This is a genomic window from Shewanella sp. 1311 (genome assembly GCF_059338235.1).
The window spans coordinates 4675470-4699176 of the sequence record NZ_CM181686.1 but is presented as its reverse complement, the minus strand read 5'-3'; the positions used below and the strand labels follow the sequence as shown (position 1 = coordinate 4699176).

Below are 23707 nucleotides of genomic sequence, written 5' to 3'. Positions count from 1 at the left end.
CTTTATTAAATAAGTAGAGTCCAAAAAACGCCCCATGTCTGAGGGCGTTTTTTGTTGATATGGAGCTCACTTTGACTGTTATTACTCGCTTTGCCCATTCCCGTTCATCTTGGTTTATTCTCGCAGGCACAGCCCTAGGCTTAGAGTTAAGCGCACTGTATTTTCAACATATAATGAAACTCGACCCCTGCGTTATGTGTATTTATCAAAGACTCGCAGTCTTTGGTTTATTGGCGGCTGGTCTTATCGGCATGACGGCGCCAAAATATCGCATCGTAAGGATTCTCGCGGCCATTGTTTGGGCAGTCAGTGCGACTTGGGGATTAAAGCTGGCGCTATCGCTGGTAGACATGCAAACCAACCCATCGCCGTTCTCAACATGTTCATTCTTACCTGAATTCCCAGCTTGGATGCCATTACACGAATGGTTCCCCTCCATTATGATGCCTACTGGCATGTGTACTGATGTGCCTTGGGTCTTTATGGGTGTAACCATGGCCGAATGGATGGTAGTAGCTTTCAGTGGCTTCCTAGTGGCTTGGTTACTCTTTATTGTGCCTATCCTGAGTGGTTCAAATAAACCTTCTCTTTATAAATAACGACTTTGAGATAAGGCAGGGATCAACCCTGCCTTTTTATTAGCGATTTTATTCACAGTTTACGACTGATTCCCGCTGCTTATCCCATTCAATCCCCGCAACTTAGACATATGCCAATAGCAAAACAGCGAGAACGCGCTACACTGGCTCAATGAAAAGTGGTGATTTGGAAACTGGTGATTATGGGAAAAAGTTCGACTTCTGAGCCACACACTGCCTTAACCCAATGGCAAAACAGTTTGCCGTTCAAATTTAGCCTTATCCAACTCGTCATTGCCGCTATTTTGATTTGCAGCACAGCTTGGGTGATTCTGAGTATTCAGCGTCAACAAGTGCTTGATCAACAAGCCGTGTTAAACCAAAACTATGGCCAGTTAATCATCGCCAAACTGCAGGAAATGACTTCACAGGTCGAAACCGTTGTCGGCTCCATTTCCAGTATTGCAAAACTTTATCGCTATGATCATGAGCAACTGGTGAAAACCATCCCCAGCTTGCTGACGCTCGATAACCAGCAACGCATCATCTCTGGCGGTGGCGTCTGGCCGGAGCCCGGCGCGTTTAATCAGCAAAAATTTCGCGATAGCCTATTCTGGGCCCACAATGTAAACGAAGAGTTAGTCGCGATTGATAGCTATAACAAAGACACGTTTCCTAGCTATCACACCGAAGAATGGTATCGCCCGACGCGCTATTTCCCTGCGGGCAAAATTTTCTGGTCAAAATCTTATTTCGATCCCACCACCCATGAATCCATGATCACGGCTTCAGGCGCTATGTGGATGGACCATCAGTTTATTGGTGCCGCCACTGTGGATATCAGCTTAGAAAAGCTCAATGCCCTACTACGCAATGCTATGGTCGATGTCAGGGGTTATGTCATTGCCTTAGATCATCAAAACCAAGTGCTCGCCTATCCCCATGGCAATAATAATCTTCAGCATCAAGCCAATACCAGCCACACCTTTGTCACTTTTAATCATCTCGTTGACCAGCAGCCAGACTTCACCCCCATCGAAGCGGCATTACACAATGCGGATAAAGCCTTTATCGAAGAAGCCGTGGCCGAGCGCGTATTTACCCAAGAACAGATGCAGCATTTGACCCGACTAAGTCATCAAGATGAGCGCGACATGTTAGCCGCCATCGTCAATAACAATGCCTTAAACCATTTCACCACCCCAAAACTACTGACCTCAGTGACCTTAGCCCATGATCCCATTTTGAAAACGGCGTCCCTGGTTTCGGTATTTTTGATGCCCAATACCTATTGGAAAGTGTTAGTTGTCACCCCGATTTCGCCACTGCAAGATACCGCCAAACACTTAGTTGAAAAGGTTGGTATTTATTTAGTGTGCATCCAGCTTTTAGGCTTGATCCTCCTATTCTTACTCCAACACCGGCTGTTTATTACCCCGATTATTGAAATCGTCCAAGCCTTAAAGCGTAATGATTCCGCATCAATTGAACTTAAAGCCAAAGACAGTCACGACGAAATTGGCTTATTAGCCAAGACATTCCTGTCGCGCACTCAACAACTTGAAGTGGCGATGGCGAGTTTAGATGCCAGTAATCTTGCCCTAGAGCAACAATTGCAGAGTCAGAACCTATTCCAACTTGAATTAAAGCGCCATAAAGAACAACTAAGGGCTTTGCTGAAATTTTCCCAAAACCTTATCTATGTCAAAGATCTGCACGGTAAATATATTCTGGTGAATGACAAGTATTGTGAAATTTTAGGCATAGAACGCAGACGCATTATTGGCGCCTCGGATTTTGAGGTATTTCCCAGCCAATTTGCCCACGAGTATCAACAAAATGATCGGCGCGTACTGCACAATAACGAAGCCATTAATTTTGAAGAGGCCATCCCCTCGCCACTGGGGAATCTTATTTATATCGTGACCAAATTTAAGATAAAAGATGATGACGATACTGTGATTGCGGTCGGCGCTATCGCCTTTGATATCACGTTGAAAAAAATTAAAGAGCAAGAACAGGATAAATTACTCTTAGGGCAAGTCGAGATGCTCAATCATCTACAAGAGCAAGTTCGCCTTATCAATCAACATAATAATGAGCTTTACCAAGAGCAAGAAGCATTAACTAAAATGCTTGAGAAGCATCATCAACTCAATCTCAGCCGTGAACAAAGCCAACAGCTAATGCAAAACTTCTTAGCTGAAATGATGACGCAGATCATGCATGAGCAAGATCAGCTACTCGCCAAAGTTTGCCAACTGCAGCAAACGGACGAGGCAAATTACAGAACTCAGATCACCGAAATCATGGTAACTCAGGCAGAGAAATTGCGGCATATTGCCCAGCTGCTAACCAATCATCAAAACGATATTCGCCCATTACATCTGGCGCAATTTATGCGCCATCTCTTAGGTTTGCTAAAAGTGCAATTAGCGAAAGCAAACGTAGAGATAGTGCTCAATTGCGAGGAAAACATCATCATCGATGGCCCTGCTTGGCAATATCTGCAACTCTTCTATCGCTTAATCACTAACACTTTGAATCATGCTTTTAAGACTCACAACGAACAGCGTGAAATAACCATCGCCATCGACAAATCGAACGACGTGCTGCAGATCAGTATTATCGATAATGGAATTGGTATGACGGAGGCGCAGCTCACGCAATTGCGACAGGAACTGGAGCAAGAACTCTGCCTCGGAACCTTAACCTGCATCAATCTGTGGCTCAAAAACGATCTCAATGGCAGCCTGACCATCAGCAGCCAGTTAAACCAAGGCACACACATACAGTGTCATTGGCCGCTTAGTACAAGCTTAGCGTCGCAATAAAGCAGACGGCTTACTGATCAAGCCATGCCTTAGCTTGGGTTTGCTCATCGGTAGCAAATACCTTTACAGGGCACGGCAGCATACAGGCAAGCGCATTGACCATAGCGCTTGTTTGAGCTTGGTTAGCAATCATCACCACTCTTGAGAAATCACTTAAGTGAAATAAGCCGAGTACTGCATCGTCCCACAGGGCAGCGACGGATATGCCTTCAAATTCAGGGGAAAACTCGTACCAGAGGCGAATACTGGCGTGATCTTGCAGCTTAGCTTCAATGGCGGGAACTAGATAGCCTTCAACATCCTCATGGTTAATACGACCAGATGCGACGACTGCTAATATGTCATGGGAATGGCCCGAAGAGATCGTTAGCATTGAACACTCCTTATCAATACACGAAGGGGAAAATAGTTAAAGCTCACACACTAAAGATACACAGACAATGACATAAATGCTGGAAAAGAGAGTAGTTTATTTTACGCTCAGCCGATTTAGTCTTCACCACTCAAGTTTTAAAATCACTCGTGCTAAGTGTCAGCCAGCAGAAAAAGTCACAAAGCGAAGTGGCAATACAAGACTGAAAAGTGATGAAAAGTGATGAAAAGTAGAATAACTCGAAGGGAAACGGATAGCAGATATAGCCTCACACCAAATGCTTTAAGCTAACTCGCGCAGTGACTTAAGACTAGATTCAAGGTGAGGAAACACATGGCACTCAAGCATGGCAATCAAGCGGCAAAAACATCACGATTAAAATAGGCCGTTAACACTAACTGTTACAACGAGCTGAAATTACACCTTAATTTTAATGCCAGCACGCTTGCCACTCAAAGCTAGAGCGCCCTTCTGACTAGGCGCTGACTTGCTGTTTAGCGATTTCTTGATCGAACAAATTCTTAATTAAACCGGAAAATTCGGTAATAAATAACGTCTGCGCGGGCGTGGCTTTATGATTGGCAACCGAAGCTAAAATCTCTTCTAAATCATATACTATCGCATCTACTTCGCGGATAATCATGTTGCGCTGCGTGAAAGACAATGACGGATTTTGACCACACACCATAATGATCTGCGCCGACAATTGCTCTTCAAATAATTCCATCACAGTATCGTCTGAAATCACCTCAGAATTTGGTGTTTCAAATAAGCCAAGATGTTCAGTTAAATACTGGACCAAATGCATGTAACCATCTTTATCTGTGACCATTTTTTACCCTTTAAACTCATTAACTTAATATCTACTGTGGTGCTATTAATACCACAATCGGAAATATCAAAGAAGCCGAAAGTTCGGCTTCTCATCGAGATCCAGCATACGCCACTTATTCAACTCTAGCCTATCTTCGATAACCGACGTATTGATCTACACCAATCTTATTGAAGTTACTGAGTTAAGGTTAGTACAAATGACACAGGAACAGCTTGGCTAATGCTCGATAAACCCGCAATTTCACGTAATTTATCAATGCCTGCGACAAGATCAAACTCATTGGCATTCACAATTATCGGCTGAAAACTGTTCACTAACAGCTTTTTATCAGAAACTTTAGTGATAATTACCGAAAAAGTTTTAGTTTGCGATTTACCATGCAATGCAATTTTACCATCAATATCAACGACTTTAGTCTCACCAACGCCGAGATCTTTTAGCATTTTAGTGTCAACTTGAGACGACAGTTTAAGCTCAGGATATAAAGACACTTCGAACAATAAATTCTGCATCCGCTCATCGCGGACATCAATACCAGTGGCGACGCCCATTAACGGAATGGTTAATTCGAATTGACCATCCTCTTTTAGCGTACCTTTGAGCTGTTTAAAGTGATGGACTTCACCAATGTCACCTTTCTTTACCGAAATAAAACTGACTCGCGAATCTTGATCCATTACTTGCCATTGCGCGACGCAGCTAAAACTGGCGATCGCCGATAAGGCAACAATTCCCATCCATTTTTTCATCGTATCCGTCCTCAAAAAGTGAGTTTAAAAGCCATGCAGTAAAGCAAATCGACATCTGCAGCAGGCGAAAATAATGCCCAGTTAACCGTGATCCACATCGCATAACTTCAGCTAAAGATACTCTTTTTATCCATTAGCGACCAGTAAACTATACTTCATACTCTAACTAGCCATTTATCTAAGCTATTGGCAAACGCCTGTTTATCCGCTTGGGAAAACGAATCCGGTCCGCCGGTATGCACGCCTGAGCCCCGTAAGTCTTCCATAAAGTCACGCATCGTCAGCTTTTGTTTTATGTTATCGACGGTATAAAGCTCGCCGCGGGGATTGAGTGCCAAGGCGCCCTTTTCGATGACTAAAGCCGCTAAGGGAATGTCCGCGGTGATCACTAAATGCGTTGGCTCAACATGGTCGACAATGTATTGATCCGCCACATCAAAACCCGCTCCAACGCGAATTTGGCTGATATAGGGCGATGGCGGTACGCGGATCATTTGATTAGCCACCAGCACCAGCGGCAAAGCTTTACGCTCCGCCGCACGGAACAGGATTTCTTTGATAGGATTGGGACACGCGTCCGCATCTACCCAAATTTTATAATCACTCAATGTCTTTTCACTCTGTTGCTGTTAGGTTCGCAGACTCAGTTTTAGGCAATGCAATACCGAAGGAGGCACCCTACTATGGCGCTAAACGATCGATTTCCCACTCAGCATCAAGGCGAGTATAAATAAAACGATCATGCAGCCTGTGTTCTCCACCCTGCCAAAATTCGATACTCGAAGGTCTGACTAAGTAACCGCCCCAAAAACTGGGTAAAGGCACATCGCCCTTGGCGAACTTAGCCTTCATTTCGAAGAATTTACCTTCAAGTACTTGTCTCGCGCTGAGTTTACTCGACTGCTGTGACACCCAAGCGGCAATTTGACTGTCCTTAGGACGGGTCATAAAGTATTTAAGCACTTCGGCGGTAGACAGCGCCTGCGCTTCTCCGAGCACCGATACTTGGCGCTCTAAAGGATGCCAAGGGAAATGCAAACTGACTTTATTATTGGCGGCTATCTGCTGGGCTTTGCGGCTGCCTAAGTTAGTAAAAAACACGAAGCCAGTGTCATCAAAACGCTTAAGTAACACTATCCGTTGAAAAGGTTGGCCGTGCTCATCCACAGTCGCCACACACATGGCGGTTGGATCGCTAAGCTCAGCATCCCTCGCCTGCGTCATCCACAATTCAAACAAGTCCATCGGGTTTTGCGGTAAGTCGGCACGTCTTAAGCCGCCTTTTGCATACTCGCGGCGGATATCACTCAGATCTGTCATGGGGTTTCCTTAAACAAATGCCAAAAAATTACATGAATTCAGGGATCAGCACTTCAGCATCAAGCTGCTGATAGTGACTAAAACTAATGTCATAACCTTGCTCGGTCGTTAATGAGCCACGCCCTAAACATAAATGGGCAGGAAATCCCTGCGTTAAGTCGTCGGTATTAAAGCGGATGGTGTCCCAGCTGACGGGAGAAAACAGCGCTAATAGCCGCCCCAAGAGATATTGCGGATACTGGGCTAAATCAAGATTCGTTTCAAAGCTCACATAGGAACTGGCGCAGGCATTCTCGCTTTGGGGCGTGATATGCAAGGTGACATAATATTTGCCCCAGAGGCCATTCATCGAAAAACCTGAGGGGTCAAATAAATGGGCGTCAATCTCAAACTCGGGGAGTAAATCGTTAAGTTCGAGTGCGGCGCAAATTTCATCTTTGCTTTGCGAGCCACCATTAAGATAGTCGGCCAATTCACCACGAATGTGGTACATCAGCAGCTCACAGGTTTGCTCATCCTTTGGTGCTCGATAATCGCTGTCAGAGCAGAAAAAATAATGATGGTGACTATCTAAATGCCCCACTCTCATTGCCTTACCCGCGATACGCTGACGCAGCTTGCCGACATCATCGGCAAAACTGCTAGCTTGTAGGTGGGCTTGGTATTCGTTTTTACGCTGATAACTCACCAGCGCCATCGCAGATACGCCAAGCTCATCGATAAAATAACAAGCGGCATCCACTAAAGTGCTATTGCCGCAGGTGAGCATGACAAATCTGTCGTGCCACACGAATAAGCTGGATTCGCTCAACAGGTAGGCATCGCAGTCAGCATTACTAATCTGCGACAAAATCTCGGCATGGGCACAATTGACTAAGGCTGACCAAAAGCTCACATCGAGTTCGCGTAAATTCAGCGCAGACGCCGCCACGATGATCTCAAGTTTCTTTTCTGAGCCTTCAAAAAACATCAAATCCTTAACCCCATTAAACGCTATGCGCCCTTGCTGTTGACATCCTTTATACCAATTTGGCTCCCACGGACGATAAATAAATATCGTCCAGAAAGCAAAAATCAGCCTAAGTTACCTTAGGCTGATCTATTTTAACACACTAGATCTTAAGAAAAATATCTTAAGAAAAATCTTCCAAGTAAGTGTAGCCTTTCAGGCCGACTTGCAGTTCTTCTAAAATTTGTGCGCGTTCATCTTCGGCAATATGCAGATTCACTAACTCTTCGTAAGTGCGCATAAAGGCCACTGCATCTAAGTTAACGTAACGCAATACGTCAGCGACAGTATCACCCGCCAATACCGATTCAATGTTAGTCACACCGTTATCTTCGATGCGAACAACCGCAGAGTTAGTATCACCAAACAGGTTATGCATATCACCCAAGATTTCTTGGTATGCGCCCACAAGGAAGAAACCAATCAGGTACGGGCTATCCGCACTCCAGGCTGGTACTGGCAATGTGGTTTCAATCCCTTGACCATCAACGTATTGATCGACAATACCGTCAGAGTCACAGGTGATATCAAGCATCACAGCACGGCGCTCAGGGGCTTTATCTAAACCCGATAACGGCAATACTGGGAACACTTGGTCAATACCCCAAGCATCCGGTAATGACTGGAATAATGAGAAGTTAACAAAGAACTTATCAGCTAACTTTTCATTGAGTTCATCAATGATAGGTCTGTGATAACGGTTCTTCGCACTCAATAGTCCTTGCACTTCATGGCAAACACGCAGGTTAGCTTGTTCAGCCCACGCACGTTCTGCCAAGCTCAATTGACCAAGAGCAAATAGCGAATGCGCTTCTTGTAAGTCACTTTGGCTATCGTGATAAATCTCAATCAAGGCACGTTGTTCAGCGCGACCGCTTAGCTCAGACCATGAATGCCACATGTTATGCAATAACTGTGGTGACTCTTCCGCAGGCGGTTGAATATCTTCAGGCTGATAAGCTTCAGTACCGATAACATCGGTAATCAGCACAGCATGGTGCGCGGTTAAGTAACGGCCAGACTCTGAAATAATACGTGGCATAGGTTGCTCGTATTCATTACAGATGTCGGTCAATACATTAACGATATTGTTGGCGTATTCAGTCAGGCCGTAGTTCATGGAGTTATTACTTTGGCTACGTGTGCCATCGTAATCCACCGCTAAACCACCACCGACGTCGAAGCAGTTAACGCTTGCGCCTAATGCACGTAATTCACAATAGAAACGACCCGCTTCACTCACACCTTGGCGAATATCACGAATGTTAGCGATTTGCGAACCTAAGTGGAAATGCAGCAATTGCAGCGAATCCAGCATATTGTTTTGCTTAAGTTGCTCTACAACCAGCAAAATTTGCGCAGCTGATAGACCGAACTTAGACTTCTCACCGCCGCTCGCCTGCCATTTGCCTTTGCCTTGGAACGCTAAACGCGCACGCAGACCTAAACGCGGTGTCACACCAAGACGCTTAGATTCAGCTAACACCATTTTCAGTTCAGACAGTTTTTCTAAAACAATGTAAACCTTGTGGCCTAACTTTTCACCAATCAATGCTAAACGGATATATTCATTATCTTTATAACCATTACACACAATGACTGAACTGGCTTTTTGCGCCATGGCTAACACAGCCATCAGCTCAGGCTTACTGCCGGCTTCTAAACCCAGTTGTGGTACTTCTTTTGATGCCTGACTCGCCAGGATCTCTTCCACCACAGTTTGCTGTTGGTTTACTTTAATGGGGTAAACCAGCAAATAGTCCGCCTGATACTCGTACTTCTGTATCGCTTGGTCGAATGCTTGGCACAAACTGTTCACTCTGTGGTGCAGGATCTGCGGAAAACGAACTAGTACAGGTAAAGCGACGCCCGCTTTAACCATGTCTTTGGCTAGCTCATTTAAGCCAATCTTGTAATCAGGATTTTTTGGATCCGGTGACACTGTCACCTCACCGTGATCGCTGATCCCATAAAAACCTTGGCTCCAGTGAGTAACATTGTACCCAGCACGAGCATCATCAATAGACCAATCATTCATTATTATTTAGCCCGTCTATTAAAAAATGGGTTAAACGGTTATGACTAAATAGCACAACCGCCCGTTCGACAAACCCAGGCAAAGGGACACCTTACCTGACATACACGAAGGTGGATTTACCTTCTACTTAATGCCGCAACGTCACGCTAGTGTAAGTGACATTGCCGCGATTTTCATTAATAGCGCAAGAGGCAACTCATCTTAGCGCACTACATCCTATCATATTGACGGCAAAGCTGATTCCCTTACCCCAGTAAAGCTATCTTTACTTGCCCCACTTGTATCTATCTTGAGGCTAAAGGGCGTTAATACCGCCAAAAAGCCGAATGAAGTCCTGAGTCGCATCCTTAAAACATCAAGCTAATAAGTAGCTTAAAGACGTTCGAAAGAGGTTAAGACCTTCAGAAACCGATAACACAAGTAGAAAACGAAAACCGATAACACCGAACTAGCGAAAACGCCAAACCAGCTTATCTCTAGGCAAGATTATTTTAACAGGGGACTATTGGCTTCTTCGCGGCCAGAATTGATGCGGATCAACGTGAGATGCTTAAGGCCAGTATCATCGTATGGCACGACAATCGAGCGTTGGCATTGTGACACTTTTAGGCAAAGTGCAAAAAATGGATGCTTGTGCATTAGCTAATAAAAACCCTCTTAACCCCATGTAATTCGATATGTTGTCAATTACACGGTTAATGACTGCTGAACCATAAAACCTTTACTACTCACGTAATATTTGTAATGTCTCTAACGAGCGAAGTCGTTGAACGGCGCAATTAAACCGCGCAATGTCACAGAATGCAAGCAAGAATCTCATTTAATATTTTGCATTAAAATATAATAAACACTCGCTTAACAATCACTCATCTTGCATTAGGGTTAAGATGAATAATATTAGCCAGTTAGCGCATGAACGCCGCACTCGTCTGTTCAATATTTTTTAATAGCCTTTGTAACTTTTTTGACATTTATCCCTATAAATACCCCTGAATTTTGTGTGTCACTTGCGCCCCGCCCATGTGCTGCGATTGATTAAAGCCGAGCGCTCAATATCACAGTGCAAAATTCAGCATCAATAAGCCGTAAACCGAGGCGCAAATGCCGCCTCTAACTTAGACCCAATGCTAGATACAATCCAATATACCTACATGGGTTCAGTCCTAGTCATATTGCTAGCCGCATTTCTAGTCACAGCTCTAGCCACAATCCGAGGTAAAAGCGGCGATGATTAACGGCTGAGTCGCCACTAAGATAAAACCCAAAGACAATAATGCTGCAGTTTCAGCACCGAAGTGTATAATCGCAGCCGAATCACATTTAATTATGCACAGAGAGATCCATGGTACAGATAGGTAAAACCTGCAAACTTGAGGTTGTAAAACAAGTCAGCTTTGGCGTGTATTTAAACGCCCACGAATTAGGGCAAGTACTGCTGCCAAACAAAGTCACCCCCAAAGACTGCCAAGTCGGTGATCTACTTGACGTGTTTCTGTATCTAGATTCTGAAGATATCGTGATTGCCACCACGCGCCGTCCATTGGCACAAGTAGGCGAATTTGCCTATTTAAAAGCCGTTGCAACTGGTCCTTACGGCGCCTTTTTAGACTGGGGCTTAGATAAAGACTTATTGCTGCCCTTTGGTGAGCAACACAAGCCTATCGAAGAAGGTCGCTCTTATCTGGTTTATGTGCATGCTAATCGCGCCGATGAACGCATCATGGCCTCATCAAAAATCGATAAATTCCTCGATAAGACAGAGCCTGAGTACACTGTTGGTGAGCAGGTCGATTTATATATCGGCGGCACCACAGATTTAGGCTACAAAGCCATTATTAATCATGCCCATTGGGGCGTGATTTACGAAAACGAAGTGTTCCAAAAACTACGTTTCGGCCAAAGACTCAAAGGTTTTATCAAACAAGTGCGCCGCGATGGCAAAATCGATCTTGTGCTGCAACAAGGCAGTAAACAAGAGTTAGATAAGCATGCCCACATTATCCTGATCAAACTCAAACAGGCTGGCGGCTTCTTAGCCCTGACCGATAAAACCGATGCTGAAATCATTTACGATCAGCTTGGTATGAGCAAAAAAGCCTTTAAAAAAGCCATAGGTGGCTTATTTAAGAATGGGCAACTGAGCATAGATAATGATGGTCTGCGTTTAACTGAAACCGCAGAATAATCAACTCTATTCAGGACTTAGTGTTAAAGTTGTACAGTTTGCCGCCACTAAGGTAGAGTTTGACTGACAACTCCTAGGATATTAAGCATGGCTCTGTTATAAACAAAGCCATGCTTTTTTCTTTGGAGCTTATATGGAACTCACGTTACACGAAGCCAGAGTCATCGGATGCCTGCTTGAGAAAGAAATCACCACCCCTGAGCAATATCCACTCTCGCTAAACTCTTTGACCTTAGCCTGCAATCAAAAAACCAGCCGCGAGCCGGTACTCGAACTCAGCGAAACCCAAGTGCAAATCGCCGTTGACTCCCTTAATCGGAAACGTTTGATCAGCGAACAGTCGGGATTTGGCAGCCGCGTCGTTAAATACAAGCACAGATTCTGCAACACCGAATTCAGTGAACTTCAACTCTCCCCCGCCGCACTCGCCATCGTCTGTTTGTTGCTATTACGTGGCCCACAAACGCCGGGAGAACTGCGCACCCGCAGTAATCGCCTACACGAGTTTAAAGACGTGATCGAAGTGGAAGATTGCATCCGCCAATTGATGAGCCGCGAAAAACCTTTCTTAAAACAATTGCCCAGAGAAGCTGGTCGCCGTGAATCCCGTTATGTGGAATTATTCTCTGCCGCCTCATCGCAACTCGAAACTGCGCAGCCCGAAAGTGCGAGCCATACCGTCGCCCATGTCGCTGTGTCTTTGGATGCTGAGCCGCTTGAATTAACCAAAAGAGTGACCGAGCTTGAGCAACAAGTGGCTGAACTGACGCAAAAACTTGATGAGTTAATTGCCTCGTTGAGCTAATCACCTTTTAAAGCGAATCGTAGCGTCGTTTAACTCGGTTTTAATGCTGGCACCTAGCCTGTATGTTATAGCAGGATGCTTTGAGCATATGTTTGAGAACATCAATAGGATGCCGAAAACCGATTGAATACAGTGCCATTTTGGCAAAATGGCACTTATGGACTAATTCACTGTCTACCCAAGGGTGAGAAACTTAACTGCCCCAGAATCATAGCGCCAAGAATAATAGAGACAGCACATGACCAATAATCCACCCAGCAGTTTCAACAACATGCTTATCATCGCCATGTTTGAACTGCGCAAATTTTTATTTAATACCCGAGGGATCATCGCCTTGGTCGCCTTTGGTTTAGTGTGGGGCGTACTCCTGCTTTATCCCATTCAAAGCGCATCGGCGATGTTATTGCAGCCGAATGTGAAAGATGTCATCGACAGCTTATTTGGTGCCAATACCCTCAATGTGCTCTTTGAGTGGCCCGTGGCAGAAATGGCGGTGTTTTGGTGCTTTGCGCTGTATTTGTTCCCAATGTTCAGCATTTTGATCGCCGCCGATCAGTTCTCCTCCGATAAAACCCGTGGCACGCTGCGTTTTTTAACCATACGCACTAGCCGTGACAGCTTATTGTTCGGGCGTTTTCTCGGCCAAATCCTGATCCAAGGCTTGCTGATCCTATTGACGATTATCGCCACTGTCGCCCTCGCGCTCAGCCGTGACAGCCAGCTCTTTTTGCCGGCGTTAACCTCTGGCGCCTTAGTTGGCCTTAACCTCATCATAGTGATCTTGCCCTATACGGCAGTGATGACGTTATTGTCCCTGTATGCGCGCACGGCACGCCAAGCTATGGTGTTTGCGACCATTTTATGGACAGTGATTTCCATCGCCATCATGGTGTTAGGCAGCCAATCTAGCGTATTGGCACAGCTGCAATGGGTATTACCCGGTGCTCAGCTGTCGGACATGCTCAATACTAATGGACTCAACAGCTTAGCTTATGCCCCTATTCCACTGATCCAAACCGCTGCGGCCCTCTTGCTCGGCAGAATTTATATGCAAAGGAGCTCGCTATGAGTTTGATCCAATGCCAAGGGCTGTCGCAACTTTACGGCAGCAAAAAGGCGCTGAATGATGTTAACTTCAGCCTAGAAGCGGGTGCGCCCATCGCCCTTGTCGGTCCAAATGGCGCGGGTAAAACCACGCTTTTTAGCCTGTTATGCGGCTATTTGTCGCCAAGTGCAGGGACAATAACCCTGCTCGGTGAAGCGCCTAATAGCCCTAAACTTTTAGGCAAAATTGCCGCTTTACCCCAAGATGCGGTGCTCGATCCCAATTTGACCATTGTTAGCCAGTTAAGCTTTTTCGCGCGTCTGCAGGGCATGGGCGTAGAACAAGCCAGACAAGAGGCCATTCGCGTATTGACCTTAGTCGATTTGGCGGATGTCGCCGAGCAAAAACCACCAAGCCTCAGCCACGGTATGAGTAAACGCGTATCGATTGCGCAGGCGTTGATTGGCTCGCCAGAGTTAGTGCTATTGGATGAGCCGACCGCGGGGCTCGATCCTGCCAACGCGAAAAAAGTCCGCGAACTGGTCAAAGCCTTATCGCCCACCACAACTTTTATGATCAGCTCCCATAATCTCGATGAGCTCGAAAAGCTGTGCGATCAGGTGTTGTATTTAGACAAGGGACAATTGAGCCAAGCCGTGTCTATGCATGCATCGACCGACAGTGATTACCTGACGTTAACCATGCAAAGCTGTGACAGTGATTTGCTGCAAGCGGAAGTGGCGAAACTGGCGGGCGTGGTGAACGTCAGCTCAAAGCAGAGCAAGGTGTTTATTATTAAGCTCGCAACGGATGAAGAAAAAGCACAGAGCAGTGATATTGAAATGCGCCTATTTACCCTATTCAACCAACATAAGTGGCAATACAAGATGCTGCTGAAAGGCCGTACCTTGGAAGAAACGCTCTTTTCATAGGCGAGCTTTTAACAGCTCGCTTCTCATCAGCCAGCTGTTAAATAGTGTTACTCATGGCTTAAGCGCAACACGCCTTGCGCTTAAGCCTTTTAACTCAGCCTCTAGGCCACTCAATACTGACAAACTACTGCTCACTTTCGCAACACTCAGCCACCAAAAGCATCACAAGTCTGTCAATAAAACACCAATCAACCGCGCTAAGCTAGCTATGACTTTCAATCTTAAGATTAGCTTGTTATAACTCCCCTTCGATTGAACCTAAGCTGACTTCAGAGGTATCTATGAACAAAGCACAACTTATCCAACGTATTGCCGCCGAGCTCAATGCATCGCAAGCGAGCACTAAACCTGTGGTTGAGCAGATATTGCAACAGATCCACGTCGCATTAAGCGAAGGCGAGAAAATTTTCCTGCCGCAATTTGGCACCTTTGAACTGAGATACCATGTCGCTAAAACGGGCCGAAATCCACAAACGGGCGAAGCTATAGAAATCGACGGCTACAATCAGCCCAGCTTTAAAGCCTCAACGGCATTGAAGCAACAGATCAATCGCTGATAGCAACGCTTAGCTTTAATGTGCAGTCACTCATTTGCGAACATTAATCAGCAGCCTTGATATAAATAAGCCTCAACGTAATGTGAGGCTTATTTTTTGTCTAAAGACATTAGCGGTAACGCTTAGCGGAAAACATTAAGCCGCTCAGCGGCTAAACATTAGTTAGGCACTGCCTATGCATTAGCCTCTGCGCTTTGAAAAAGCGGCGAAGTATCAAGATAATCGGCGGCATTTTCAGCACTGGGATCATCAAGAAAAGGCACGCAGCCAAGAAAAGACGCTGTCATCATCTCTTGAAGACTCGCCAAGTTTTCCGCAAACATACTCATATTCGGGTCGACACAATTGGCGACCCAACCTGCAATCTTAAGCCCATCGGCCAGTATTGCCTCTTGAGTGAGCAGTGCGTGATTTAAGCAACCGAGCTTCATGCCCACCACGAGTATCACTGGCAGTTCTAATCTCTGTACCACTTCCGATAAATATCGGCCCTCGCCTAAGGGCAAACGCCAGCCACCAGCTCCCTCAATCAAACAAAAATCCGCTTGAGCAAATGCCGCTAAATCCAAACTTTCGATAATAGCCTCAGGCGCTAAGCTCACGCCCACTTGGGCGGCAGCAATATGCGGCGCAATCGCAGGTTCAAAGGTAAAAGGATTAATGACAGGATAAGTAAGTTTCAGCGACGATGAAGTCATCAACTGCAGTGCATCGGCATTACGCAAGCCTTCGGAGGTTTGTGCGCAGCCCGAGGCGATGGGCTTAACGCCTAAGGTCGACAGCGTGTTAGACGCTAAAATACTCACAGCCGAGTCAGCACTGGCGATCGCGCCCAAACGGTTCACCGCGGTTAACAGCGCCGATGAGACTAAGGTTTTACCACTGTCGGTATCTGTACCTGTTACAAAAAACATATTAGATCCTTATCTGTCGCTATTGAGTGCACCCTTGTGAAGTGCACTCTCAATAAAGCTAAAACGCAAACCTGTAGACCTTTAAATCCACAAGTCCACAAATCAAAGTCCCTATCGTTAACCAATGCTAAACATGTGTACATCAATACTGCTGTAGCTAGAACATAAAGTGCAACAGTTACATCCTGCGCCGAGCACGTATCTGCACTATCTGGTAGGTTAACGGCAAACCTTGGGGTACACGTAAGGATTCGGCTTTGGCCTGCAATGCCTGCCAATCTTGGCGACCACGCAATCGCAGAGCTGGTTCTGAAACGGCTGTTGCGCCAGCAACCTCTCCTGCTGACTGAATCGTTAAATTATCTAAACTGATTGAATTGGCTGAATGGGTTGCACTGGCCGATTTCACCGAGGCGCCCACCCCTTTGATGGAATAGAGTAATGCTTTGAGAGTATCAAAATGCACTGTCATAGGAATGAGCTGCACCTCTAAGAACTGCCATGTATCGAGTTTAAATGCAGTTTTTAGCGCCTCCAGTGTCGAAAAGTCATTCACTCTTAAGCCTAATTCGGCTAATTGATTCAAACTCCCCTGCGCCACTAAGCTCAAATGACACTCGCCATCCGGCTTTAGCACCCGTGCCATTTCGGCTACCGCGGCGGGAAAATTCGCACACCACTGCAAAGCCAGATTCGAATAAATCACATCGATGCAACCATCGACAAAGGGTAAACACTCGGCATCGGCACAAACCCCATGATAATCGGGATAAGTTTGTTTTAGCTTGTGTAACATGCCAAGGGCGATATCCACGGCAAACACAGCTGTCGGTGGATTTTGTATCGAACCATGCTCAGAGTGACAACCTGATTGATGTTCAGAGTGATACGCCGCAAAATCGGTCCCAGGGCCTGCGCCAATGTCCAACAGATGACCTTGGGCGATAAACTCACTGAGTAAACTGGCGGCGCTCAGACGCTGTAACTGATTATGGTCTTGATAACTATGGGCCGCTGCAGAGAATCGTTCAGCAATCTGAGCACCGTGAACATTGGATTCTTTGTCAATTGCTCTTTTTCCAACAGCTAGTTTTTCAATCGCTTGTTTTTCAAAAGCTTGCATTACAGCAGATTCGCTCACATTCAACTCGTAAGGTGTTGACTCGCAATATTTGGACTCACTAACGTTGGGCTTGCTGGATTTAATCGGGCTTGGCATTGCAGTTAACACTCAACCATAAAAACTTAAAATTCAATAGAATAACGCGTGCTATAGCGTACATTTATCTGTGATCATCCGCAGCTTGTCGTTCAGTCACAAGCGGCACACCGACGCGACTGAGCACTTGAGCTAATTGCGCAACACACGCCGCAATATCTTCGGCGGCGTGGGCTGCCGTTAAGGTGATGCGTAAACGCGCAGAGCTTACAGGCACGGTCGGCGGGCGAATCGCGCCAACCCAAATTCCTGCAGCCCTTAGCTCCTCGGCTACTTGCAAGGTTTGCAACGCATCCCCAATGATCAGCGGCTGAATCGCGGTATCTGAACCTAAAAGGGGCACATTAGCCTCTCGGCATAACCGTTTGAATAGCTTAATATTCTCAAGCAGTTGTTGCTGTAACTCGGGATGTGCTGTGCTGTACTGAGTCGCGGCTAAGGCTAGCGCCGCATTGGCGGGCGATAAAGCAGTCGAGTAAATATATTCGCGGGCGTTACTGACCAAAAAATCGATCAGCGCCTGACTCCCCAACACGGCCGCGCCTTGGCAACCTAAGGCTTTACCAAAGGTCACCACTTGCACATCGATAAGCTTGGCGGCCTCTGCATTGTGATAACCATCGAGCACCGCAAAACCATGGGCATCATCGACAACCAACCAAGTATGATGTTGGCGACAAAGCGCCGATAACTGGGCAATTGGCGCACAATCTCCGTCCATGCTAAACACGCTTTCAGTGATTAACGCCGATGTTTGATTTCGAGCAAGTAACCGCTCAGCGCTTTCTAAGGAATTGTGTAAAAAACGTTTCAGCTGCGCGCCACTATCTTGCAAACCATCAATAATGGAGGCATGTACGAGTTTGTCGGCAACCACAATATCGTGCTGATCAAACAGGGTTTTCATCAGCGCCGTATTAGCACTAAAGCCCGAGCAAAATAACAATGCAGCTTCATGTCCCGTTAAGGCGCAAAGCTCACGCTCCAGCGCCAAATGTGCGTCACTGTATCCTGTCACTAAGGGCGATGCGCCGCTACCCACACCGTAGGTTTGCGCGCCAAGGTGCAAGGCCTCAGCGAGTTGTGGTACGCGGGATAAACCTAAATAATCATTACTGCTGAAATTGACATAGGCGCGACCTTCGAACACAAAACGTGGGCTCGAAGTGGATGCGTTGGTGTTAAGGGCATGATCGACACTCAGCACTTTACGTTGTCGCAGTAATCCTTGCTCACGCAAAGCATGCTGACGGGCGGCAATTTTAGTCTCAAGCAGAGAACTCATCGATGTAGCCTCAAGCATGACTGACTCAAAAATGACTGTTTCAACAATGGTCTCAACAATGATTACCCTATGAGTGTTCGGTTGAAGACGGTTGCCTTAGAAATAGAGCACATTTAATAAGCCTGTCGGCCGCAGTCAAAACAGACTACGACCAACAGGATTGACATGTTATCCAACAATGTGCGTCAAACAACATGAACTCAGTGTTCTTACAAAGCACCCGCGTCATAGAATTGTGCCGATGACTTATCTTGATAGGCTGCTGCTTTGGCTAATACTGCACTTTCTTCTTCCAATTTTGCCGCAGCGCCCTGCTCTGGACGTAAACCTAAACGTCGGAATAGCCCCATATCATCGCTTTCTTCTGGGTTTGGCGTAGTCAGCAATTTGCAACCGTAGAAAATCGAGTTGGCGCCAGCAAAGAAACACATGGCCTGCAGTTCATCACTCATATTTTCGCGGCCAGCCGATAAACGCACGCGCGAAAGTGGCATTAAAATACGTGCCACGGCAATAGTACGCACAAACTCGAGTGGATCGAGATCGTCAAGTTTCTCAAACGGCGTACCCGCCACTTTGACTAACATATTGATCGGCACAGAATCAGGATGCTGCGGTAAATTAGCCAGCTGTTGCAGTAAGCCTGCACGATCCGTCGCCTTTTCACCCATGCCGACAATCCCGCCAGAGCAGACTTTCATGCCTGAAGCACGCACATTTGTCAGTGTATCTAAACGATTTTGATAGGTACGTGTGGTGATCACATCGCCGTAGTATTCAGGCGAAGTATCTAAATTGTGGTTGTAATAATCTAAGCCTGCGCTGGCTAAATCGTTCGCTTGATCTTCAGAAAGCATGCCGAGCGTCATGCAAGTTTCCATGCCTAAGGCTTTGACTTCTTGTACCATTTGCTTAAGGTACGGCATGTCTTTTTCTTTTGGGTTACGCCAAGCGGCCCCCATGCAGAAACGAGAAGCCCCCGCGGCTTTAGCGCTGCGCGCTTCGGTCAGCACAGTTTCCATTGCCAGCAAACGCTCTTTCTCTAGACCTGTGTCATAACGGGCGCTCTGCGGGCAGTATTTACAATCCTCAGGGCAAGCACCGGTTTTAATCGATAACAAGCGGCTAATTTGCACTTCATTGGGATCGTACACTTCACGGTGAATGCTGTGGGCTTTAAATAACAAATCATTCATCGGCAGCGCAAATAAGGCTTCGATTTCTTCCCGCTTCCAATCATGACGAACTTGCAACTGCGACATTGAACACCCTTTTTATTCTGTCTTTTATCTTGGCTAGGATAACCTCAGCCCTTAAACTGTCAACGCCAACCAGTGAATCCAGTTTACTAATGGCTATTTTACCACCAACTTAGTGAGCATTTATGCGCAATTTACTCGATTTTGATTTTGATAGCGCCCATATTTGGCATCCTTACACCTCAATGACCCGTTCTCTTCCTGTTTTTGGTGTACATAGTGCGAAGGGCTGCGAGCTCGAACTCGTCGATGGCCGCAAGCTGGTCGATGGCACTAGCTCATGGTGGGCCTGTGTGCACGGTTATGCGCATCCCGAGATATTAACCGCGATGGAAAAACAGCTGCATCAGCTGAGCCATGTGATGTTTGGCGGCATCACCCATGAACCCGCCATTGAACTGTGTAAAAAACTTATCGCTATGACCTGCGAGCCGCTGACGAAAATCTTTTTATGCGACTCTGGCTCTATCTCAGTCGAAGTGGCGATCAAAATGGCGCTGCAATACTGGCAAGGCCAGAGTTTACAAGGTAAGTGTTTGCAAGGTCAGAGCTCGCAGGGGCAAAGCGCACATAAAGAGCGGCCGCTAAAACAACGTATTCTTACCGTTAAGAAGGGTTACCACGGCGATACCTTTGCCGCCATGAGCGTGTGCGATCCCGAAGGTGGCATGCACACTATGTTTGGCGATGCGCTAACAAAACAATCCTTTGTGCCTGCACCACAAACCGCCTTTGGCGAAGCCTTACAAGCCGATGATTTAACCGCAATGCGCAGCATTTTAAGTGCAAATCACCATGATATTGCCGCTGTGATCATAGAGCCGATCATGCAAGGTGCTGGCGGGATGCGTTTTTACAGCGCGGATTATTTAGCGGGTATTCGCGCCCTGTGCGATGAATTTGATGTGTTGTTGATTTTAGATGAAATCGCCACAGGCTTTGGCCGTACAGGTAAGCTGTTTGCCTATGAACACGCCAATATCACTCCAGATATCTTATGTTTAGGTAAAGCGCTAACGGGCGGTTACATCAGCCTAGCGGCAACGCTATGTACCGATAAAGTTGCCCAAGGAATCAGCCAATCTCCCGCTGGCGTGTTTATGCATGGGCCGACCTTTATGGGCAACCCGCTGGCCTGCGCGGCGGCGTGTGCGAGCTTAGACTTAATCAACCGCAATGAATGGCAAGCGCAAGTGGCCGCTATCGAGCAGCAAATGCGCTTAGAACTTAAGGATGCGATTGATTTACCGAGTGTAAAAGACGTGCGAGTACTTGGGGCAGTAGGCGTGTTAGAGATGCATGATCCCGTCAATACCGCTGAGCTACAGCAACAATTTGTTGATTTAGGGGTGTGGGTTCGCCCCTTCGCTGACCTTATCTATATCATGCCGCCCTATGTTATTAGCCCGGCGCAATTAAGCCAACTCACAGGTGCGATGAAGCTAGTCGCGGCAGGCATTAGTGCAACATCCGCCAGTGCCGAGCCACAACTTATCAGCCACGGTTAATGCCAACAGCATAAGCCTTCAACATAAAAATCCTTAAAATAGACAACACTCAGCGCACCGTTCTAGGTGCGCTGGGGTTAAACTGAGCAGCTGTGTTAAGTGACTCGACAGTCACCTTATACCAATCACATTAAATATCTAATCAGTTCAGAGCCTCACAGGCATCTCAATCCAAGGCGCATTGACGCAGAAATGGTTATTCCCTTTTAAGTCAATGCAACACCGGAGTGCGATGCCTGTGAGGCTCCCGAAGGGCGGCTGATGTTAACGGCGTAGCAACGCGCTTTATACTGCGTTTAAGGCTTTCGACAGAGCACCACTATGCCTTCAAGCCTTCGCCTTGTCTAAAGCGCGTTGAACTCCCGCTGAATGAACAGATATTTAATACGGTTGGTATTACCCCTTTTTCAAACCTCGCATCCTCTCAATAGCTAAAAGTGCTAAGGTTGCAATTGCAACATTGCTCACAATTCCTATTAAAACTCCGCAATTTAGCCGATTAATTTAATCCATCAACTGGAAATTTTACCAAAGCCAGCAATGCTTATATCGCTAACTTTACCCCACACATCTTTCGCCAATATCCGCCAACAAATTGAGCTGAGGAATGGCTTAAATAGCTACACCAAGACATGGAGATCATATGTTCAAACTCGCTGACATAGCCGTCAATCGCAAACTCGCATTACAGCTCATCATCGCCCTCGCAGGCGCCTTAATTTTACTCGTTATTTCTGTTACCGCTTTAAAGCATAATCTGATGGCGGAGCGTGAGGCACGGCTCAATGCCGTATTGTCCCTCGCCAGCAGCCGCATTCAGGCGTTATCCCAATCACTGCCCTTAGAGCAAGCACAGCAAGCCGCCAAGGACATGTTGAACGACATGCGCTTTGATAATGATAACTACTTGTTTGTGATTGATGAATCGAGGCGCGTCATCGTCCACCCCATCAAAAGAGAATTAGTTGGCCAACAAATGGGCAATCAAGGCGAAGAAAACTACTGGTACAAAATGGTCGAACTCGGCCGTGATGGCAAACAAGGCTTAGTCGAATACCGCTGGACGACAGCTAACGGTAAATCGGCGCAAAAAATGTCACTGGTAATGGGATTTAAACCTTGGGGCTGGATCTTGGGCTCAGGCATGTTGCTCCAAGATATCGAAGCCACCATTTGGCATGAGTATTTTGTCATGGGAGGCACGACATTAGTGCTTATCTTGCTCATGGCTTGGCTAGGTTATGCCATTAGTCACTCTATCACTCGGCCACTGGATGATGTAAATCTGGCGATGCTCGCCATCACAAAGGGGGATTTAACCACGCAATTAAAGGTCTATGGTAAAGACGAGCTTGGCACCTTAGCCCGCAACATCAACCAAAGCATTGGCTCGATTCGTAGCACCTTACTGGAAGCGAGTCATAGCGCGGATAATGTTGCCCAGGCCTCGGCTCGTATCGCCTCAACCGCAGAGGAAACCAATCAAGCGGTGAATAATCAGCGGGATCAGCTTGCCCAGCTCGCCACCGCCATGAATGAAATGAGCGCCACTATCGCCGATGTGGCGAATAATGCGGAGAGCACGGCCAAAGATACCAAAGAAGCCACATGGGAAGCAGGCCTTGGCGACCAAGATGTTCACGCCAGTGTGGACGGAATTCATGCCCTCGCCAAAGAAGTGGAGCAAGCGACGGATCAAGTGAACATGCTCAAAGAGGAAGTCATGCAGATCAGCGAGGTCACCTCAGTGATCAGCGCGATTTCAGACCAAACCAACTTGCTGGCACTGAATGCGGCAATCGAAGCCGCCCGCGCTGGCGAGCAAGGACGAGGGTTTGCAGTGGTCGCCGATGAGGTGAGACAACTCGCCAGTCGCACCAGACAATCAACCGAAGAAATTCAGAACACGATTTCATTATTGCAACAACGAGCCGTGAGCGCCGCTAAAGCAATGGATGCAAGCCGTGCGCTGGCAGAAAACAGTGTGAGTCAATCGGCAAAAGCGGGAAGTGATTTATCGCTTATCGTAGCTCACATCAAACATGTGAGTGACATGGCGACCCATATCGCTACCGCCGCAGAAGAGCAAAGTGTGGTCGCTGAAGACATGAACAGAAACGTGTGCGGGATTAATAACTCAGCGCTCGAAGTCTCTGAATCGGCAACCTATCTCGCCCAAGAAAGTGAAAGTTTGGCGGAGTTATCACTGAATTTAAATGGCAAACTCGCCGTTTTCAAACTCTGATCATTCACTTGATTAGG

At 46.6% G+C, this 23707-nt stretch carries 21 protein-coding genes; 9 read left to right on the top strand and 12 right to left on the bottom strand.

What is annotated here, in order from left to right:
- Positions 1-71 precede the first annotated feature (71 nt).
- A complete protein-coding gene (gene dsbB / locus AC5YB3_RS20680; RefSeq protein ID WP_012587866.1) occupies positions 72-599 on the top strand; it encodes a disulfide bond formation protein DsbB in 528 nt (175 codons plus the stop codon).
- Between the two features lie 182 nt (positions 600-781).
- Positions 782-3412 (top strand): PAS domain-containing protein, encoded by a 2631-nt coding sequence (locus tag AC5YB3_RS20675; protein ID WP_494526071.1) that lies wholly within the window; start codon positions 782-784, stop codon positions 3410-3412.
- 10 nt (positions 3413-3422) lie between these two features.
- On the opposite strand, the gene AC5YB3_RS20670 is transcribed toward AC5YB3_RS20675, so the two are convergent.
- The 8 genes from AC5YB3_RS20670 to AC5YB3_RS20635 all read right to left on the bottom strand — a co-directional run bounded on the left by AC5YB3_RS20670 (position 3423) and on the right by AC5YB3_RS20635 (position 10375).
- Positions 3423-3785, bottom strand: a complete 363-nt coding sequence (locus AC5YB3_RS20670) for a SpoIIAA family protein (RefSeq protein WP_494526070.1) — start codon at positions 3783-3785, stop codon at positions 3423-3425.
- 475 nt (positions 3786-4260) lie between these two features.
- On the bottom strand, positions 4261-4617 hold the full coding sequence (locus tag AC5YB3_RS20665) for a DUF3802 family protein (RefSeq protein WP_006081279.1): 357 nt from the start codon (positions 4615-4617) through the stop codon (positions 4261-4263).
- A gap of 176 nt (positions 4618-4793) precedes the next feature.
- Positions 4794-5369 (bottom strand): YceI family protein, encoded by a 576-nt coding sequence (locus tag AC5YB3_RS20660; RefSeq protein WP_261273044.1) that lies wholly within the window; start codon positions 5367-5369, stop codon positions 4794-4796.
- Between the two features lie 155 nt (positions 5370-5524).
- Positions 5525-5977 carry a YaiI/YqxD family protein gene (locus AC5YB3_RS20655; protein WP_220776286.1) on the bottom strand — a complete coding sequence of 151 codons (453 nt, stop codon included), beginning with the start codon at positions 5975-5977 and terminating at the stop codon, positions 5525-5527.
- Positions 5978-6050: 73 nt separating this feature from the next.
- A complete protein-coding gene (gene pdxH / locus AC5YB3_RS20650) occupies positions 6051-6689 on the bottom strand; it encodes a pyridoxamine 5'-phosphate oxidase (RefSeq protein WP_494526069.1) in 639 nt (212 codons plus the stop codon).
- A gap of 28 nt (positions 6690-6717) precedes the next feature.
- Positions 6718-7659, bottom strand: coding sequence for an adenosylmethionine decarboxylase (locus AC5YB3_RS20645; protein ID WP_494526068.1), 942 nt, complete (start codon positions 7657-7659; stop codon positions 6718-6720).
- Between the two features lie 163 nt (positions 7660-7822).
- Positions 7823-9736, bottom strand: a complete 1914-nt coding sequence (gene speA / locus AC5YB3_RS20640) for a biosynthetic arginine decarboxylase (protein WP_494526067.1) — start codon at positions 9734-9736, stop codon at positions 7823-7825.
- Positions 9737-10222: 486 nt separating this feature from the next.
- The gene (locus AC5YB3_RS20635) at positions 10223-10375 is read right to left on the bottom strand and encodes a hypothetical protein (protein WP_011846564.1); all 153 of its coding nucleotides are present in this window, start codon (positions 10373-10375) and stop codon (positions 10223-10225) included.
- A 703-nt stretch (positions 10376-11078) separates the two neighbouring features.
- Here AC5YB3_RS20635 and AC5YB3_RS20630 point away from each other — a divergent pair.
- The 5 genes from AC5YB3_RS20630 to AC5YB3_RS20610 all read left to right on the top strand — a co-directional run bounded on the left by AC5YB3_RS20630 (position 11079) and on the right by AC5YB3_RS20610 (position 15260).
- Positions 11079-11921, top strand: a complete 843-nt coding sequence (locus AC5YB3_RS20630) for a CvfB family protein (protein WP_006086322.1) — start codon at positions 11079-11081, stop codon at positions 11919-11921.
- A gap of 133 nt (positions 11922-12054) precedes the next feature.
- Positions 12055-12726 carry a YceH family protein gene (locus AC5YB3_RS20625; RefSeq protein WP_006081272.1) on the top strand — a complete coding sequence of 224 codons (672 nt, stop codon included), beginning with the start codon at positions 12055-12057 and terminating at the stop codon, positions 12724-12726.
- 238 nt (positions 12727-12964) lie between these two features.
- Positions 12965-13795: an ABC transporter permease subunit gene (locus AC5YB3_RS20620; protein WP_006086320.1), complete on the top strand. Its 831-nt coding sequence runs from the start codon at positions 12965-12967 to the stop codon at positions 13793-13795.
- Complete coding sequence (locus AC5YB3_RS20615) at positions 13792-14703, top strand: ABC transporter ATP-binding protein (protein ID WP_063883568.1); 912 nt, start codon at positions 13792-13794, stop codon at positions 14701-14703. The genes AC5YB3_RS20620 and AC5YB3_RS20615 overlap by 4 nt, the downstream gene beginning before the upstream one ends.
- Positions 14704-14984: 281 nt before the next feature.
- Positions 14985-15260 carry an HU family DNA-binding protein gene (locus tag AC5YB3_RS20610; protein WP_006086318.1) on the top strand — a complete coding sequence of 92 codons (276 nt, stop codon included), beginning with the start codon at positions 14985-14987 and terminating at the stop codon, positions 15258-15260.
- A 173-nt stretch (positions 15261-15433) separates the two neighbouring features.
- Here AC5YB3_RS20610 and bioD read toward each other — a convergent pair whose 3' ends face one another.
- From bioD to bioB, 4 genes are all read right to left on the bottom strand, one after another.
- Complete coding sequence (gene bioD / locus AC5YB3_RS20605; RefSeq protein WP_494526066.1) at positions 15434-16174, bottom strand: dethiobiotin synthase; 741 nt, start codon at positions 16172-16174, stop codon at positions 15434-15436.
- A 178-nt stretch (positions 16175-16352) separates the two neighbouring features.
- Positions 16353-17393, bottom strand: coding sequence for a methyltransferase domain-containing protein (locus AC5YB3_RS20600; protein ID WP_494526065.1), 1041 nt, complete (start codon positions 17391-17393; stop codon positions 16353-16355).
- A gap of 64 nt (positions 17394-17457) precedes the next feature.
- Positions 17458-18678, bottom strand: a complete 1221-nt coding sequence (locus tag AC5YB3_RS20595) for an aminotransferase class I/II-fold pyridoxal phosphate-dependent enzyme (RefSeq protein ID WP_494526064.1) — start codon at positions 18676-18678, stop codon at positions 17458-17460.
- A gap of 209 nt (positions 18679-18887) precedes the next feature.
- Positions 18888-19940: a biotin synthase BioB gene (bioB, locus tag AC5YB3_RS20590; protein ID WP_006081265.1), complete on the bottom strand. Its 1053-nt coding sequence runs from the start codon at positions 19938-19940 to the stop codon at positions 18888-18890.
- A 122-nt stretch (positions 19941-20062) separates the two neighbouring features.
- Between bioB and bioA the strand changes: the two genes are divergently transcribed.
- Both bioA and AC5YB3_RS20580 read left to right on the top strand, forming a co-directional pair.
- Positions 20063-21445, top strand: coding sequence for an adenosylmethionine--8-amino-7-oxononanoate transaminase (bioA, locus tag AC5YB3_RS20585; RefSeq protein WP_259545214.1), 1383 nt, complete (start codon positions 20063-20065; stop codon positions 21443-21445).
- A 643-nt stretch (positions 21446-22088) separates the two neighbouring features.
- Entirely contained in the window at positions 22089-23690 is a 1602-nt protein-coding gene (locus AC5YB3_RS20580; protein ID WP_427723995.1) for a methyl-accepting chemotaxis protein, read from the top strand.
- Positions 23691-23707 lie beyond the last annotated feature (17 nt).